This is a genomic window from Arthrobacter sp. SDTb3-6 (genome assembly GCF_013376095.1).
In the GTDB taxonomy this organism is placed as follows: domain Bacteria; phylum Actinomycetota; class Actinomycetes; order Actinomycetales; family Micrococcaceae; genus Specibacter.
This window is the reverse complement of record NZ_JAAMFN010000031.1, coordinates 39,601-56,042: the sequence shown is the minus strand read 5'-3', so window position 1 is coordinate 56,042 and position 16,442 is coordinate 39,601. Positions and strand designations below refer to the sequence as shown.

Here is a 16,442-nt window from a genome sequence, read left to right as displayed (position 1 = left end):
GGGATCAAGGACGCCGGGATCATGCTCGCACCCCAACGCCGGTACATGGACCGCCTCTACACCAACCTGGACCTGGCCGGGCTGACCCGCCGGATCAACGAGATCCAACAGCAACTCATCCGGATGGCCGCGGCCAAGACCTACTCCCACCCCCCCACGCAGCATGATGATTTGACGAGCACTTTAGCTGAGGCACGCGGGAAGCATTTCGCGAGCATCTTGACATGAGGCACCACGTAGGCAAGTTGCATTCGAACACTCGAGTCATTCGAACAAGGAGCCCATGCCGACAGAAACACAAAGGACCGCCAGCCACCAAGGCCGACGGTCCCACGCGGAGCCGGGACTAGGGAATCAGACGCATCAGAGCGTCGTCCATATGCTCAGACATGAGTTTCTCGGCGAGATCCGCGTCCCCCTGGGAGATCGCTTCGGCTATGCCTCGGTGCTCGGCAATGCGATTGTCAGCAGTTACGTAGGTGCTTTTGAGCGCGTTGAGGCACATCTGCGTTTCAGTCAGAAGCGTGTCGTGCATCTTTTTGAGACGCGGGCTGCCGGACAACTGGACCAGGAGGGCATGAAAACGCATGTCCGCCTCCGTGATGGCCGCGCCACCAGGAGTGGCTGCGGCATGCTCCATCTCTCGGACGGCCTCCATCAGCTTGGCGGCATTCCCCTCCGGATCCGCTCGAGTGATCAGCGTGATGGCGGCCGATTCCACAGCGGATCTGGCCAGATATATATCCCTGAAATCATCCTGATCCATCGACACCACGAAGAGGCCACGATTGCGGTGGCTCACCAATAGGCCCTCCTGCGTAAGGCGCTGCATCGCTTCCCGCAAAGGGCCGCGACTGACACCTAACTCCTGGGCCAGCTCGGCCTCAGCAAGCTGCGCACCGGGGACAAAGTCCCCCTGGGCGATCGCGTCACGGATCTTCCGCGCAATGATGGCCGGAGTGGACTCCTGCACAACAGGGTCCAGAATTCCCTTTTTCATGCCTTCCGTCCTCACCCCAGATGGAGTATCGTCTCATGGTTGACAATTCAATAATAGACTACTCATTCTACTCTGGAGTAGGTTAGAGTCTCACCTCGGGCGCCCCCCATCCAGATATCGTGACACGCAGCTGCAAGTTCTTCGAGGCCCTCTTCGATGGTCGCGAACACATTGCCAGGCACCCAGCCGGCGTCACCGTTGAGCAGGATATTGTTGCGCCCGTAAAACACAGCAAGGTCAACGATAATTTTGAGATCGTTCGGCCCCTCTTCGCCTCGTCCGTAACCATGGGAGGGCGTCTGCAGATCATTGGCGCTGAAGGTGAAGTAACAGACATCACCCGGAATGGGAGTGACCGTAGTGTTCTCGGCGCCTGGCTCCTGCGGAGCAAAGGCCGGGACCAGGTTGTAAATCTCATTGCGGGCGTATTTGCCGTGGAAAACCTGGCCACTCAGCGGGAGGGAGTCCCAGACTGCCGCAGCCGTTCGGGGCGCCTCGTCGTCGAGTAGACGTGCCCGGCAGGTGACTCCGCGGCTCTCAAGGGTGATGTTGATGTAACGGGGCATTTTTTCCTCTCACAAAAGTTTCTCCAACAGTCTTCGATTGTAGACAATCAAACTGTAAGCTATTTTTGCAGAAGTGAAAACCCGTGCCGCCCACATTGCGGCTCATGTCTCAGGAGCACTATGACAACCATTGGAATGCTTTACCCCGGACACAGCGCCGAAGATGAATACCCTTACCTGGAGTCGATCCTCAGTGAGGACGTCTACCTTCCAGTCGTCCACACCTCAGTCGGCGGGCCCGATGAAATCACCACGCACGAGGTCCAGGCGCTGCTGGACCTCGGCAAAACAGAGCGTCTCCTCAGCGGAGCCACTGAAATTGCCGTTAAGCACAATCCCGACGCCGTCATGTGGGCCTGCACCTCAGGCAGCTTCGTGTTCGGCTGGGACGGCGCTCAACAGCAGGCTCGTGAAATCCAGGAAGCCATCCACGTCCCGGCGTCATCCACGTCACTGGCCTTCGCAGCCGCCTTGAAGCACCTCGGGATCTCGAAGGTATCCGTCTCAGCGACCTACCCCGACGAAGTGTCCCGCCACTTTGTGGAACTGCTAGGCCACCAAGGCGTTGAGGTCCTCGACCTCGCATCCCATGACATCGCCTCCGGTGAAGATGCCGGCGAGCTGGACCACGACAGCGTGATCAACCTGGCACGCAGCGCGGACGCCCCGAATGCCCAGGCTGTCCTGATTCCTGACACAGCGCTACACACGGTCCGCTGGATCAATGAGCTCGAATCAGTACTCGGGAAGACTGTCCTGACCGCGAATCAGGTCACCGCATGGTATGGTCTCCAGCTCGCCGGCCGAACTGTATATTCGGATCAGCTGGGCTCACTTTTCCGGTCCCCACCCAAAGCCTAGCCTTGGCGCCCGTCAGATAACCTCCTGGCCGAGGCCGCATGCGCTCATCGGCCAGGAGGTTACGATTGCTAACTCCTAACGGTTTGGAGCAGAGCCTGTTCCGACCCCACAGCACCGCGGCCAATAAGGCGTAAGGCGCTCCAGGCAGTGACCTGGTTCGCCGTGATCACAGGCTTTCCCAGCTCCCGTTCCATGTGGACGATCAGGTCGTAGGTGGGCAGGTTAGTACAGCTGACAAAGACGGCCTCGGCGTCGGTCCGGTCCGCCTGTCGGATCAGGTCACAGGTCACAGAGTAGGGGACCTTCCAGATATCCCGGTCCAGTCCCAGGCCCTCATGCGAAACCACGGACTTCCCGCCCTGCCCCAGAAACAAGGTCAGCCGGTCAGTCAACTCGGCGAGGTACGGAGTGGCCACGGCCACCCTGGTCACGCCGAGGGCGTCGAGTGCCAGCAGCAGACCCTCCGAAGTCGTCACGGCGATTGGTGCCCCAGCCGCGAGCATGGCCGTCGAAAGATTCCGCGCGCCCGCCACCCCATGGACAAAGCTGCCCGAGGTGCAGGCATATGTCACCACAGCCGGACGAATCGACGCCATGCTCCGGACCGCATCCTGGATTTCTCCATGATCACTGATCTCCTCAGCCATGCCCAGACCCACAGCCTGGTCATAGTAAGGTGTTCGCGTGAAGATGAGGTTCACTCCCTCCGGCATCCATCGCCAGAGTTCGTGATCAAGAGCCATGTCAAAGGGGCAGACGACGCCGATGTCTTGCCATACCTGTGGCCCTGGCGGGTCGGCGAGCGTGTTGGCAGCGAGGTTTGATTCAGATGTCATACGCTACTTTCTCACATTTGTTCAAATGTCTACAATAGGGTTCCATGGACAACAAGAATGAGCAATGGCCCCTTCCGCCCATCCCGGTCCCGGCCGGCAATTATGTACCAGTCCAGGAGACACATGGACTGCTCCTCACCTCCGGGCACACGTCGGCCGTGCAGGGAGTCCTCGTACATCGCGGCCGGGTGGGCGAAGACCTGACTGTGGAGGAGGGGCGCTCGGCGGCGGCCACCGCAGTCCTGAACTGCCTTGCGTCCCTTAGTGCTCACGTCGGAGGATTGGACCGGATCCGTGAGATTGTGTCAATGACAGGTTATGTTTGCGCCGGAAGCGACTTCGCGGACCACCCGCTGGTTATGGACGGTGCGTCGGAGGTCCTGGCTTCCTATTTTGGCGAGCGGGGCCATCCCGTACGCGCCGCCATCGGTGTCTCCAGCCTGCCCGGCGGTGCACCAGTTGAAATTTCTCTGGTTGCAACCGTTCGAAGTGAATAGCGATTAGCAGGCGTCCTGCCGGAAGTCTAAACCCGAACCATGCACGAAGGCCATCGGCCGTTAAACGCCGAGTCTCGACATCCATACACGTGAGAAGGAGATCCTGCGCCGCTACGAAAGTTAGGATTTGATCGCTAATTGCGTTGTTCTGTGATCGCTTGATGTCCTATGCGTAATAGTTGCCGCGCATGCTGATGGCTACAACGATGCCGGATCCTGCGGTGAGCGCTGCGACAGCTGCGGGGACCCCGGTGAGGAGCGCGCCGACGGCGAATCCGCCGTCGGGCGACACCCGATAAACCCCAAGGATCGCGCCCGCCGGCATCGCGGGCCACGTCGCCTTTGGCGGTGTCGACCCACGACCCGAACCCGTACGCTGATGCGACGCTTCCCTAGACTACCGTCCGGACAGCGAGCAGTTGACGACCTTCCGTTTACGGACCCATTTGTCGGACGTAGCGCCGGTGACGAGCTGCACGGCTCCCCAGACGATTGAGGACACTGCGGGAAGTTTCCTGATTTTTTCGATCGTGAGCTCGCCAGCGGCAAAAGCTGCGGGAACAGACCTAAGGTGAGACCCTTGTTGAGATTGTTGGCCATGCAGGTCTGGCTGACCAAGAACAATTATTTATCCGCCAATGTGAAGTTTGCCGCTATCTGGCGGCCCTTTTTTGGTTGGTAAACGTCGCTACGCGCTAACGACGGGTATGCGCTCGACACATATCGACCACAGGACAGCGCCCAGTAGCCACAAAGCTCAAAGCTCTGGCACAAGCTCAAACCCCGCGTGCCCGACCGGCTCACCCGCATGCAAGGCGACAACATACATGACTACCAACCTGCCCGGGGGCATGTGGGAACTGGTCCAGGAAGCCGATGCCGTCCCGGCCCGCCTGCTCTGGGACAACGAGACCGGGATCGGGCGAGGGAAGCTCACCGAACCCGCCAGCGCATTCGCTGGGGTGCTGGGCACCGAGATCAAGCTCCTGCCACCGAGGGATCCTGAATCCAAGGGAATGGTGGAGCGGATGAACGGGTTCTTCCGGCGCGGGTTCATGCCCGGGGGGAACTTCAGAGACCCGCATGGCCTCAACGGCCAGCTCTACGCCTGGCTGCCACGGCCACCGCCCGCTAACATACACCCGTTCCCGCCACGGCACCCCGGAAAATTTGGTCGTTGGGGACCGGGCAACGATGCGCCCGCTAGGCCCGATCGCCCCGGACGCCGAGTTCCGCAAGGAGGTGCGCCTGTCGAGGGATTACTACGTGCGGGTGTATTCGAACGACTACCCGCGTGGATCCGTCCGCGATCGGGCGGCTGGTGCAGGTCACCTCGGACCTGGATACGGTCACTCGGGGCCACGGTGCTGGGCACTGCACGAACCCCGGTGGGCGCGGCACCAGATTTTCACCGACCCGGCCCATGTCAGCCGGGCCGTAGTTTTGGAGAAGGGGCGCGGCACCTACCGTCAGGGGCACCCCAAAACCAAGGCCGGCTTCAGGACGGTCAAGCTGCCATCATTCGCGTTCAAAAGACTTGCCAGGAGGCAAGCCACCGAGCATCCTAAACCGGAGGACATGTTGTTCCCTTCCTCGAGTGGAACCGTACGCAGCCCCACAACTTTCGCAGGCAGTGGCGGGACGCCCGCGCAGGTTCAGGCTTTGAATGGGTAACGCCGCACGTCTTCAGAAAATCCGTCGCAACACTGATTGACCACGAGTACAGCTCCAAGCAAGCCGCCGCCCAACTTGGCCATTACCGAAAAGCACTACATCGCCAAAGCAGCAGAGCCGCCCGACGTCACCGATGCCCTCGAGCAATTTGGGGAGTAGCCTGCCCCAGCCTAAAGTGCAGCAAATCGAGAAGTACATATGGCTGGTCATCTCCATCCCCACAGACGCCTCATTACCCGCTTTGCCCACGGAAAGTAGGTTAAAGCATGTAAAAAGGGATCGACGGCGCCGGCTCAAGTTTTACGCCAAAGCGCGTGGTTTCCGTGTGGTGAGCGCCAGCCTTGGCGACAAACACAAAGCCCTCAGACCCGGCGTCTCCGCAAGGTAAACGCGGGATGAGTTTCCACCACCGCGGAGGCCACTGCAGCGAGCCAATGGCGTAGCCCCGCACGTGATTGAAGACCCTCTCCCCACGGCAGCAATTACATCCTGCCCCGTATCCTGCACTTTACTTTACCGCGGAGAATAGCCATGGCCCCCTGCCTTCCCGGCGCCATCGCTCCTTGGCAGCGTACTGTTCATGCCGTCAGTCGGTGGACCAGGCGGCCATGCCTGCCATGGCACCGGCTGCCCGCAATTCCGCAGCACGCTGCGGTGTGGCCAACAGGGTTTCCCCATGTGCGGAGACAATTTCGCGTTCGCCCAAAAACGACACGTCCACGAGTATTTGGTCCCAGTGCCGGTACTGAACATCGTGCCCCTCGCCTTCATAAACACGTTCGCACGCCACGTTTGGCAACCACGAGCGCCACCGGTCCATGTGTGCTTGCGGAACGAGCGCGTCGTCCGCGCCCCAGTAGAGGAACGACGGCGTCGGCATGGTCGAGAGGTCGGGCAGGACCACTTCCTGGTACAGGTCGAAGGCGTGCTGCAGCCCGTCGGGCGGTGTGTCCCGACCGCGCGCAAACATGCCCCGCACCGCCTCCTCGATCACGGAGTCTGCAAACCCGGGAATCCGGTGGACGGAGCTCTCGGGCGGAAACGTCCACCACGTGACAGGGTTCGCCGCGATCTGCCCCACATTGAACGTCACCTGGGCCCCGGCCAGCTTGTCTGAATAGGCGCAGGCCAAGTGCAGGGAGCGGACCCGGTCAGGGCGCGCCGCGGCCAGCCAGGCAGCGTAGGGGCCACCGCCGGAGATCGCCACGACGGAGACGTTTTCCACAGCCAAGGAGTCCAGGACACTCCACACGTCGTCTGCGTATTCCTCATGGCCGACGGCAGGGTCAAAGGCCGTCCCACCCAGTCCGTTACGTTCCACCGAGATGATCCGCACCCCGAGTTCCTCACGCAGTGTGCGGGCGAATTCAAGCAGTCTGAAGGCCCGCACCGTGGTTCCGGCACCGCCCAGGAATACCAGTGGTTGCCATTCCGGCTCTCCCTCGTCGATGTAGTTGACGGTGCGGCCGGAAGCTGTTTGCAGCGTTCGCACCTCCGGGCCCAGGGCATCAAAGCTTGTTTGTGACAAGGTCGTGCAGTCAGTCGATTCCATTGTTGGTCTCCCTGTTTGAAGTCAGCTGTAGTCGTAGAAGCCGCAACCGCTCTTTCGCCCCAGCCGCCCGCTTTCGACCATGCGCATCAGCAGGGCCGGCGGCGCCAGCTGCGCCTCCTTGAATTCTTCGTAGAGCGATGTCGCAACGTGCAAGGTGGTGTCCAAGCCCACCAGGTCGGTCAGCCGAAGCGGCCCAATGGGGTGCGCACAGCCATGTTCCATTCCGGTGTCGATGTCCTCGGCCGTGGCGAAGCCCGCTTCAAGCATCCGGATGGCGCTGAGCATGTACGGAATCAAGAGGGCGTTGACCACGAAGCCCGCCCGGTCCGGTGCCGCGATGACCTTTTTCCCCAGCACGAAGGAAGCATAGTCGCGGGTGCGGGCCATGGTTTCCGATGTTGTGCGAAGGGACGGCACCAGCTCAACCAGGTTCAGCATGGGGACGGGGTTGAAGAAATGCATGCCGACCACTTGCCCGGGCCGCGTCGTCACGGCCGCGATCCTGCTGATGGGTATCGACGAAGTGTTTGAGGCCAGGATGGCCTCAAGATCGGCCACCGCCGCATCGAGGCGGCGAAAGGCGTCCAGCTTGAGTTCGGGAAGTTCCGGAATCGCCTCGATCACCAGCTGGCGGTCGGCAAACGCGTCGAAGCCCGTCCCGAACCGCAATCTGGCCGCGGCGGCGTCGCGCTCTGCCGGACCGAGCTTTCCGGCAACCACGGCACGGTCCAGGGATTTCATGAGACGTGCCTGCCCGGCGGCAGCACTTCGTTCGTCGGTTTCGACCACGACGACGTCGCTGCCGGCACGTGCGCAGACCTCCGCGATGCCGGCACCCATCAGGCCGCAGCCGAGGACCCCAACCCTTTGGATAGCGCCCATTTATGCCTCCACCGTCGACTTGTTCAATGCCGCGTAGGCCAGTTGTTCCATGAGCAGCGACGAGGCAGTCGACGATTCTGCCGCAGCGTCAATGGCCGCCTTCGTCCAGGCCACCGCCAATGGAGGCTGGGAGGACAGGAAAGCGGCCCTTTCCAAGGCGACGGCCAGCACGTCGGCTGCCGGCACAACCTCGCGCACCAGACCGAGCCGGTAAGCCTCGGTGGCCGGAAACCGCTCGCCGAACAGGATGATCTCCCTGGCCAAGGCCGGACCAACGGCGCGGACCAGTCTGGTCAGTCCCCCGGAGCTGGGCAGGATGCCCAACCCCACCTCGGGCAGCCCGAACCGGGCCGTGTCTGCTGCGACCCGCACATCACAGGCGAGTGCGAGCTCAAACCCGGCCCCGAGGCAGTAGCCCGAGATGGCGGCGAGGGTCGGCTGCGGCAGGCGGGAGACGACGTCGTACACGGAACCGCTGCCGCGATAATAGGCCGCGATCCGGTCGGGGGTCATCGCGGGCAGTTCGGAGGTGTCTGCGCCGGCGGAGAACGCCCGTTCGGAGCCGGCGAACACGATGGCGCGCGCTGCCCGGACCGGAGGCGTGTGGAGTGTGTCCAGCAGGGCCTGTTCAAGCCCCGTGGAGAGCGCGTTCATCTTGGCCGGGCGGTTGAGCTGCAGGACCACGATGCGGCCGTGCTCCTGCAGCTCAACCAGCGGCTCCGTGTCGGAGGATGTCACTGCGGCACGGCCCCGGCGTACCCGAGCAGGCCGTCTGCACCGCGCTTGTTGATTTCGTTGCCGATGATGATGGTCTGGATCTCCGAGGTGCCTTCCCAGATCCGGTCAACACGAAGCTCGCGCCAGAGGCGCTCCACGGGGTTTTCGCGCATGTAGCCCTTGCCGCCAAAGATCTGGAGGGCGTTGTCGACGCAGCGGTTGGACGCTTCGGAGGCGCCGAGTTTAATGACGGCGGCCTTGGCATTGAGCAGCTTGCGGTCCATGCCCTGGTCCGCCTCCCACGCCACCTGGTAGGTCAGGACGCGGTTGGTCATGATGTCCACGGTGTTTTGCGCCAACATACGCTGGATGAGCTGAAAGTCCAGGATCGGCTTGCCGAACTGCACGCGCTCCTTGGCGTAGTCCGCGGCAAGCAGGGTTGCCCGCTCCGCGGCCCCGATGGTCCTGGCGGCAATCATGAGACGCTCCTCCACGAACCAGTCGCGGGTGAGCTCGTACCCCTGGCCGATTGCTCCGAGGATCTTGTCGGCCCCGACACGGACGTCCTCAAACAGGAATTCGGGGTGTTCATAAACAAAGGTGTGCGTGTAGCGCGGGGTGCGCTCGACGGAAATGCCGGGCAGGTCCTTGTCGACGATGAACATGGTGGGTGCGCCGTCCACACTGGCGAGCACCAGGATGAAGTCGGCAGCGTCGCCGACCGTGACGAAAAGCTTCTTGCCGTTGATCAAGTAGGAGTCGCCGTCCTTGACCGCCGTCGTTTGGATGTTTTGGGGGTCGGAACCGGCCTCGGGCTCAGTAATGGCAACGGCGTCGCGGCGTTCACCGTTGATTTCCGGGATCAGGTACTCCTCGCGCTGGGCCGGCGTGCAGGCCTTCAGGGCATTGGCCGGGCGCCATAGGGTGTCCCACAAGGCACCGGTGAGCTTGCCGACCTCTTCCGAGACGATCGCGTGCTCCAGCACGTTTAGTCCGGCGCCGCCCCATTCGGCGGGCATGTTGATGGCAGCCAGGCCGTAGTTCTTGACGAGCTGGCGGACCTTGTCGTGTTGTTCGGAGGTGAGCCCGTTATTCATTTCGCAGTCGAGCTCGTACTGCTTCATTTCCTCGGTCCAAGCTATGGCGCGCTGCTTGAGGTCGATCTGCCGCGGGGTCATCTGGAAGTCCATGATGGTCTGCTTTCTTCGTTAAGGGTGGGTAAAAATAATTCAAATGTGCTGGTTGAGGACGATCCGCGCGTCCAGGGCGATCGCCCGGTCTGGCAGTGCGGCAACGGGGTTACATTCAATTTCGCTGATCTCCGGGTGCGCCGCCGCCAGCTCTGACAACTTCGCGACGACGTCGGCCGCCGCGTCCAGGTCCACCGGCGCCCGGCCGCGGGCCCCTGTCAGCAACGCTGCGCCTCGTAGCGAGAGCAACAGCCCGCGTGCCTGCTCGCAGGTCACCGGGCCCAGCGCACAGCGCACGTCGTTCAGGACCTCGGCGAACACGCCGCCCAGGCCGACCAGGATGATGGGGCCGAACCGGGGGTCGCGACGGACACCGACCAGCAGTTCGACGGCGCCGGAAAGCTCCGCCATCTCCTCCAGCGAGCACGACGGCGGCGACAGGCGTGCCTGCACGTCGTCCCATGCATCGGCCAGGGCAGCCGCGTCGGGAATGCCGAGTACGACGCCGCCGCGGTCACTTTTATGCTCATCCCCGAGCGCCTTCAGCACAAGGGGGTAGGCCAGGCCGCGCGCCGCGGACAGCAGCTCGTCCTTGGTGGTGACTTCGGCTGCCGGGACGAACGGGATGCCGGCTTCCGCGAGCAGCCTGCGGGAAGGATAATAGCCGGTGTCGACGACCGCGACGGCCGGATCGGGGAGATCAGGGACCCCGGTGGCCGGCTCGGAGTGGCGCCTGGCCAGGCGGCCCAGCGCCCATGCGGCCTCCTCGATGCCGCGATAGACCGGCACCCCTCCTTCGCGCAGCACCGTCGCCGCAGCGGATTCCCAGTTCATGGTCTGCACCACCACGGTGCCACCCCGTGCTGCCGTGGACGCAGCCATCTCGCGTGCAGCGGCGATTTCCTTCGCCGCCAGTTCGGGTCCGTAGGCACCGTAACCACCGAAGTAGCCGCTCATCAGTGTGGCGTCGACGGCGGTGGAGGCGGTGAGGTGGTCAAGAACCCGGGCGAAGCACATGATGTCCTGCTCGCCGCCGCCGGCCACGTCCACCGGGTTGCTGACAGCGGCGGTGGGCGGCAGCTCCGCGGCCACGGCCGCCTGCAGCTGCGTGGGAAATTCGATGACGTCGAGGCCCTGCGCGGCGGCACTGTCGCTGGCGACGGAGGCTTGGCCGCCGCCGTCGGCAAACACTGCGGTCCGGGAGCCGGCGGGGACCTTGCTGCGAACGAGGGCTTGGAGCAGGTGCGCCATTTGGGCCGGGGAGGTGACCTGTTCGATTCCGGCGGCACGGCAGGCGGCCTGGACCACGATCCCGGAGGACACCATGGCGCCCGTATGGGACTTGGCGTTGCGCACGGAGGCCTCGGTGGCGCCCACCGTGAGCAGCACCACGGGCTTGCCGGCGGCGGCAGCCTTGGCTGCAGCGCGGGCGAACCGGCGCCCGTCCCTGAAGTCCTCGCAATAGACGGCTATGGCGGCGGTGCCCTCGTGCCTGGCATAGGCCTCGATCAGGTCGGCCGCGTCCAGGTCCGCCTGGTTGCCGAGGCTGGCGAAGCGCGAGACGCCGAGTCCGTGGTCCACGAGGAGGGTGCACAGTTCCAGCGCCAGGTTCCCGCTCTGGGAGATGACGCCGATGTTGCCCACCGGGAACTCGTTGGAGGCCAGCGTCAGTCCGCTGGTGTGGTCAAGCACGCCCAGGCAGTTCGGGCCCAGCATGCGCCCGCCGGCGGCGTGGACTTTTGCCGTGATGCGCCGCTCCAGCGCAAGTCCTTCTTCGCCGGCTTCGCCGAGACCGGCACTGATGCCCACAATGGCCTTGGCACCGGCGGCCAAGGCGTCGTCGACGGCTTCCTCAAACCCGGCGGCCGGGACGGCGATGACGGCCAGATCCACAGGGCTGCCGACGGCTACCACGCTGGGCACGGTGGGCAGTCCCAACACGGTGTCCCGGGTCCGGTTGACCAGGTGGACCGGGCGGTCGCCCTTGAGCGCCTGCACGGCGATCCAGTTGCCGTATTTGCGCGTGTCGTCGCTGGCGCCCACGATCGCCACCGCATTGGGTGCGAACAGTGCCTCAAGGCTGTCTGGACCGCGGCTGCCGAAGTCCGGGCCGGCTGCGCCGCGGTGGGCCGGGTGGTCGTGCTCGATGATGCTTGTCATCATGGCTCCTTCGTGGGGACGGGACGGCCGGAACCCCAAGCGTTGGCTCCGCCGTCAATGTCAATGGTGGTTCCGGTGATGTAGCGGGCCGCGTCGGTGGCCAGGAACGCGATGACCTCGGAGACGTCCTCCGGGCGGCCCAGGCGGCCCAGCGGGACGCCTTGTTCCCATTCGCGCCGGGCCTGGTCCGTGTACTGCTCCAGACCTTCGCTGACGATGCTCCCTGGGGCCACGGCGACGGATCGGATGCCGTAGCGGCTCCATTCCAGGGCCAGCCCCGAGGCCAGGTTTTCGATGGCGGCGCGCGCCGCCGTGGCGTGGACCATGCCGGGGATGCCACGGTGTGGGGAAAAGACCATGAAGACCAGAAGGCCGGAGCGGTTGGGGATCATGCTGCGCACGGCCACCTCGTGTGTGAGGTTCCAGACGGCTTCGACGGAGAGCCGGTGCACGGCGCGCCAGCCGTTGAGGCTGATGTCCTCCGCGCGCGCCTGGAACTGGCCGCCTGCATTGTTGACCAGCACGTCAATGCCCCCGTAGGCCTCCAGGGCCTTGTCCACCAGTTCCGTCACCTGCCCAGGTTCGCGAATGTCGCCTGGCACGACGGCTGCCTCGGAACCTGCCGCCCTGACCAGCTCGGCCGTCCCTTCCAGGAGTTCCACCCGCCGGCCGGCGAGCACCACCTTGGTCCCGGACCGCGCCATTGCCACGGCCGTTGCCCGCCCGATCCCGGTGCCGCCGCCGGTGATGAGTGCGGTCTTTCCGGCAAGGGCCTCCGGGTGCAGGCTCGGCATGGACTGTTGCAGGTCCGCGCTCACAGTTGCACCGGGTCTGGTGCACCGAGCAGCGAAGCGCCGGCGGCGGGGTCGCTGTAGGCCTGCCGTGGCAGCTGGAAGTTCGGCGTTGCCGACATCAGCGAGCGCGTGTAAGCGTGCTGCGGGTCCTTGAAGATATCCGCAACGTCACCGAACTCTACGATCCTGCCGCGTTCCAGCACCGCCACCTGCTGGGCCATGTTGCGCACCAGGGCGATGTTGTGGGTGATGAACAGCAGTGTCAGGCCCATTTCGGCCTGCAGTCCGCGCAGCAGGTCCACGAGGGATGATTGGACCGACACGTCCAGCGCCGAGGTGATCTCGTCGCAGATCAGTACTTCAGGTTCAGTGGCAAGCGCCCGGGCGATGGCCACGCGCTGACGCTCGCCACCGCTGAGCTGGTCCGGGTATCTACGGGCGTGGTCGGGGCGCAGCGAGGCGCGTTCCAGGGCGGTCGCCACGAGGTCCCGTGCGTTCCGCACGCGCCCGCGCACGGCTTGGACGGGCTGGAGGATGAGTTCCTCCACTGTGCGGCGCGGATTCAACGACTCGTACGGGTTCTGGAAAATGTATTGGACGCGGCGGCGCTGTTCGGGGCTCCGCTTGAAACTGCTGGTGGCCAGCGGCTCGCCGTCAAGGGTGAGCCCGCCGGTGAAGTTGTGGTGCAGGCCCGCGATGCACCTGCTCAGCGTCGTTTTGCCGGAGCCGGACTCCCCGAGCAGCGCCACGCAGTCGCCGGGGTAGACGGAGAGGCTGATGTCCTCCAGGACGGTGAACTTGCCATAGCCGGCCTTGAGCCCGCTGATGTCGATCACGGGCCGGTCCTCCGGGGCGCGCACGGAGCGCTCCCGCTGCGGCCGCGCCGGTGTCGGGGGCAGCGCCCGGCCGGCCTTGAAGCAGCGCACGCTGTGCCGCTCCCCCATGGTCACGGCTTTCGGCGCTTCCACGCTGCAGCCACTGTCCGCCAAGGGGCATCTGGGTGCGAAGGCACAGCCCTGCGGGCGGCCCATGGGCGACGGCGCGTTCCCGGGGATGCCGACCATCGGGCGGATGGCTTCAAGGTCGGGGACGGCCAGCAGCAGCCTGCTGGTGTAGGGGTGGGCGGGGTGGTCCAGGACATCGGCTGTCCTGCCGATCTCCACGATCCGGCCGGAGTACATGACGGCGATCCGGTCGGCCAGTTCAGCGACGACGGCCATGTCATGGCTGATGTACACGGCGGCACAGTCATAGGTCTTGCACATCTCGCGCACTGTGAGCAGGACATGCTCCTGCGTGCTGACATCCAGGCCTGTGGTGGGCTCGTCCATGACAATCAGCGCGGGCCGGGCCATAAACGCCATGGCGATGGCCACGCGCTGCTGCTGCCCCCCGGAAAGCTGGTGAGGGTAGCGGGCCAGGAAGTCGTCGTCGTCCGGCAATGCCACTTCGCGCAGGACCTCCCGCACACGGGAGAGGACCGTGGAGGAATCGCCGGAGATGCACTCGCGTAGCTGGGTGCTTATACGCAGCGCCGGATTCAGTGCCGAAGCCGGCGACTGGGGGATGTAGGCGACCGTGCGGCCGCGAAGCGATCTGACCTGGCGCCAGTTCAGGGCGGCAAGGTTATTATCCCGGATGCTGACGGTGCCCCCTTCGACCTTGGTGCCTTCCTTGCAGTAGTTCAGCAGGGACAGCCCAAGTGTGGTTTTGCCGGAGCCGGATTCGCCCACAACGCCGAGGATCTCTCCGGGGTTCACCTCCAGGGTCAGCTCGTCAATGATGCTCGCCATTGACGGGACCCCGACGATGCGCAGGTCATCCACCACCAGGGTGGGTGCGGAGTTGCTCATGCTTCGACTCCTTCGTTGCTGCCAATGGCTGCCTTGGACAGTCCGTCGGTGACCAGGTTGGTGCCGACCGTCAGCAGCGCTATGGCGGCTACTGGCAGTACCACCGACCATGGCGAGACGGTCAGGGCAACACGGTTTTCGTTGATCATCAGGCCCCAGTCAGGGCTCGGCGGCTGCATGCCCAGGCCCAGGAAGCTCAGTCCGGCTACCAAGCCAATCGAGTACGTCAGGCGCAGGCCAAATTCGACGGCCAGGGTACTGCTCAAGTTGGGGACGATTTCCCCGACCATGATTTTCCAGCGCGGGATACCGACGGACTCGGCGGCCTTGACGAAGTCGCGTTCGACGACGGACATTGCCGCGCCGCGGACTACGCGGGCCACGCGGGGCAGGTGCCCCAATGCCACCATGAGCACCAGCAGCCACAGCTTGGGACCGATGATGGACAGGAACAGCAGGGCAAGCACAATCTGGGGGAACGCGAGTGCGACGTCGCCGGTGCGCATGAGGGCCTCGTCCACCCAGCCGCGGCTGTACGCGGCAAACACACCCACCAGGGCGCCCAACCCCACCCCGATCCCGGTGGCCAGCACCGAAAGGATCATGAGGGTTTGGCCGCCGGCCAGGAACCGGGAAAGGACATCGCGGCCCAGGTTGTCGGTGCCAAAGGCGCCGCCGACGCCTGCCGGTGAAAAGGGCGCCCCGACGAACTCGGTTGGTGAATGTGGAGCGATGTACGGACCCAGGAAGGCTATCGCGAAGATGAGCAGGCTCAGGACCAGCCCAACGATGGTCCGCTTGGACCTGAGGGCCCGGCGCAGCAGGCCCTTCTTGCGCGGTGCCTTGACGGTGATGCCCGCGCCGGGTCCGGCGGGCTTGCGTGCAATGACTGTCATTGTGCGGTCCTTACTTTCGGGTTTACCGCCAGGGTGACAACGTCCGCCAACAGGTTCACGATGACGTAGAACAGGGCGATGATGATGACCAGAGCCTGGATGACTGGCAGGTCGCGGTTCGTCACGGAGTCGATAAGTTCAAAGCCGATTCCGGGGAAGCGGAACAGGTACTCCACAATCACAACGCCACCAATCAGCCACGCCAGCTGCAAGGCTATGACTTGGGCCACCGGACCGATGGCGTTGGGAATGGCATGCCGCCAGATCACCTCCCGCTCGGGCAGGCCCTTCAGCCGGGCCTGCTGGACATATTGGCTGTCCAGCACCTCCAGCATGGTGGCGCGCATTATGCGGATGATGTAGGGGGACACTGCCAGGACCAGGGTCAGGACGGGCAGGACCAGCTGGTCCGGGTGGGTCCAGACATGCTCGCCTGGAATCTGCACAAAGACGGCCGGAAACAGGTGCAGCAGGCCGGTGGAGAGCAGCAGGACCAGCAGCACGCCGACGACAAACTCGGGCAGGGAGGCCAGCACCAAGGTGACGACGCCCGTCACATGGTCCACCCCGGTGTCCTTCTTCAACGCGCTCCAGGTGCCGATGACGACGGCCAGCGGGATGGCGATCACGGCGGAGGCGAACATCAGGACCGTGGAGTTGAGGACCATCGGTCCAATGGTGTCCACAACCGGGTTACCGCTGGCGAGCGAGGATCCCATGTTGAAGGTGACCACATGGCCAAGCCAGCTGAAGTATTGTTCCGGCAGTGAACCGCCCAGGTGGAGTTGCGCACGGAGTGCGGCCAGCCGCTCCGGGGTGGCCTCGCGGCCCAGGATGGCCTGGGCCGCATCGCCGGGAAGGGCCTGCGTGGCCAGGAAGACCACGATCGAGACAATCCACAGGGTAAAGAGGCCAAACAGTGAGCGCCTGAAAAGCATCCGGCTCATGCCACCGCCTCTGCGGG

The 16,442-nt window shown here is 64.2% G+C and carries 16 protein-coding genes; 3 read left to right on the top strand and 13 right to left on the bottom strand.

What is annotated here, in order from left to right:
- The coding region (locus G6035_RS14675) for a hypothetical protein (protein ID WP_218063254.1) at nucleotides 1-228 on the top strand (228 nt) is incomplete at its 5' end.
- Nucleotides 229-346: 118 nt separating this feature from the next.
- Here the strand turns inward: G6035_RS14675 and G6035_RS14670 are convergent.
- On the bottom strand, nucleotides 347-1,000 hold the full coding sequence (locus tag G6035_RS14670) for a GntR family transcriptional regulator (RefSeq protein WP_176617841.1): 654 nt from the start codon (nucleotides 998-1,000) through the stop codon (nucleotides 347-349).
- 62 nt (nucleotides 1,001-1,062) lie between these two features.
- Complete coding sequence (locus G6035_RS14665) at nucleotides 1,063-1,566, bottom strand: DUF3830 family protein (RefSeq protein WP_176617840.1); 504 nt, start codon at nucleotides 1,564-1,566, stop codon at nucleotides 1,063-1,065.
- Nucleotides 1,567-1,686: 120 nt separating this feature from the next.
- Here G6035_RS14665 and G6035_RS14660 point away from each other — a divergent pair, with 120 nt between their 5' ends.
- On the top strand, nucleotides 1,687-2,427 hold the full coding sequence (locus tag G6035_RS14660) for a maleate cis-trans isomerase (protein WP_176617839.1): 741 nt from the start codon (nucleotides 1,687-1,689) through the stop codon (nucleotides 2,425-2,427).
- 68 nt (nucleotides 2,428-2,495) lie between these two features.
- Here G6035_RS14660 and G6035_RS14655 read toward each other — a convergent pair whose 3' ends face one another.
- Entirely contained in the window at nucleotides 2,496-3,263 is a 768-nt protein-coding gene (locus tag G6035_RS14655; RefSeq protein ID WP_176617838.1) for an Asp/Glu/hydantoin racemase, read from the bottom strand.
- Between the two features lie 44 nt (nucleotides 3,264-3,307).
- On the opposite strand from G6035_RS14655, the gene G6035_RS20665 reads away from it, so the two are divergent.
- Nucleotides 3,308-3,760 carry a RidA family protein gene (locus tag G6035_RS20665; RefSeq protein ID WP_176617837.1) on the top strand — a complete coding sequence of 151 codons (453 nt, stop codon included), beginning with the start codon at nucleotides 3,308-3,310 and terminating at the stop codon, nucleotides 3,758-3,760.
- 166 nt (nucleotides 3,761-3,926) lie between these two features.
- Here G6035_RS20665 and G6035_RS20205 read toward each other — a convergent pair whose 3' ends face one another.
- From G6035_RS20205 to G6035_RS14605, 10 genes are all read right to left on the bottom strand, one after another.
- Complete coding sequence (locus G6035_RS20205) at nucleotides 3,927-4,052, bottom strand: hypothetical protein (protein ID WP_256128009.1); 126 nt, start codon at nucleotides 4,050-4,052, stop codon at nucleotides 3,927-3,929.
- Between the two features lie 1,968 nt (nucleotides 4,053-6,020).
- On the bottom strand, nucleotides 6,021-6,986 hold the full coding sequence (locus G6035_RS14645; protein ID WP_176617836.1) for an alpha/beta fold hydrolase: 966 nt from the start codon (nucleotides 6,984-6,986) through the stop codon (nucleotides 6,021-6,023).
- A 21-nt stretch (nucleotides 6,987-7,007) separates the two neighbouring features.
- Nucleotides 7,008-7,868 (bottom strand): 3-hydroxybutyryl-CoA dehydrogenase, encoded by an 861-nt coding sequence (locus G6035_RS14640; RefSeq protein ID WP_176617835.1) that lies wholly within the window; start codon nucleotides 7,866-7,868, stop codon nucleotides 7,008-7,010.
- The gene (locus tag G6035_RS14635) at nucleotides 7,869-8,606 is read right to left on the bottom strand and encodes an enoyl-CoA hydratase/isomerase family protein (protein WP_218063253.1); all 738 of its coding nucleotides are present in this window, start codon (nucleotides 8,604-8,606) and stop codon (nucleotides 7,869-7,871) included.
- On the bottom strand, nucleotides 8,603-9,775 hold the full coding sequence (locus tag G6035_RS14630) for an acyl-CoA dehydrogenase family protein (protein WP_176617834.1): 1,173 nt from the start codon (nucleotides 9,773-9,775) through the stop codon (nucleotides 8,603-8,605). The genes G6035_RS14635 and G6035_RS14630 overlap by 4 nt, the downstream gene beginning before the upstream one ends.
- A gap of 39 nt (nucleotides 9,776-9,814) precedes the next feature.
- Nucleotides 9,815-11,938, bottom strand: coding sequence for an acetate--CoA ligase family protein (locus G6035_RS14625; RefSeq protein WP_218063252.1), 2,124 nt, complete (start codon nucleotides 11,936-11,938; stop codon nucleotides 9,815-9,817).
- Nucleotides 11,935-12,753, bottom strand: coding sequence for an SDR family oxidoreductase (locus tag G6035_RS14620; RefSeq protein WP_218063251.1), 819 nt, complete (start codon nucleotides 12,751-12,753; stop codon nucleotides 11,935-11,937). The genes G6035_RS14625 and G6035_RS14620 overlap by 4 nt, the downstream gene beginning before the upstream one ends.
- Entirely contained in the window at nucleotides 12,750-14,582 is a 1,833-nt protein-coding gene (locus G6035_RS14615; RefSeq protein WP_176617833.1) for an ABC transporter ATP-binding protein, read from the bottom strand. Before G6035_RS14615 ends, G6035_RS14620 begins: the two co-directional genes overlap by 4 nt.
- Nucleotides 14,579-15,478, bottom strand: a complete 900-nt coding sequence (locus G6035_RS14610) for an ABC transporter permease (protein ID WP_176617832.1) — start codon at nucleotides 15,476-15,478, stop codon at nucleotides 14,579-14,581. The genes G6035_RS14615 and G6035_RS14610 overlap by 4 nt, the downstream gene beginning before the upstream one ends.
- Complete coding sequence (locus tag G6035_RS14605; protein ID WP_176617831.1) at nucleotides 15,475-16,425, bottom strand: ABC transporter permease; 951 nt, start codon at nucleotides 16,423-16,425, stop codon at nucleotides 15,475-15,477. The genes G6035_RS14610 and G6035_RS14605 overlap by 4 nt, the downstream gene beginning before the upstream one ends.
- Nucleotides 16,426-16,442 lie beyond the last annotated feature (17 nt).